Below are 401 nucleotides of genomic sequence, written 5' to 3' on the forward strand. Positions count from 1 at the left end.
ACGGCCCGGACGCGGCGTCGTGGACGGCGACCTCCTCGCCGGCCATCCTCACCACGACCTGGCCGCCGGGCATCGCCACGACGCTCACGCGCCGGCCGATGCAGCGCCTGGGCACGGACCACTCCCTGCCGGCGGCCCTGACGAGCATGGTCGGCGGGACGGTCTGGACGCTCACGTCGCCCACCATCGACTCGAGGAGCCGGAGGTTCCCGATGGGCCGCAGGCACTCCTTCTCCCGCATGAACAGCGCGTCGGGCGGCAGGCCGGTGGTGCGGTTCGGCTCCGAGTTGGCCTGGGCCTCGACCCGGGCCACCGCCTCGGCGAGGCCGCTCCACCCGGTGAACTCGCCGCCGTAGGCGAGCAGGCGGTTCAGGAAGCGGTTGGCCGACTCGTCCTTGCCC

The 401-nt window shown here is 74.1% G+C and carries 1 protein-coding gene; it reads right to left on the reverse strand.

All coding sequences use genetic code 11. From position 1 onward, the window contains the following. Window positions 1–401, reverse strand: a 401-nt coding sequence (locus ACTQXI_RS08925; RefSeq protein WP_441548540.1) for a Mu transposase domain-containing protein, incomplete at both ends; no start/stop codon positions are given.

Source organism: Collinsella sp. LCP19S3_C9 (assembly GCF_052121575.1).
Classification (GTDB): Bacteria; Actinomycetota; Coriobacteriia; order Coriobacteriales; family Coriobacteriaceae; genus Collinsella.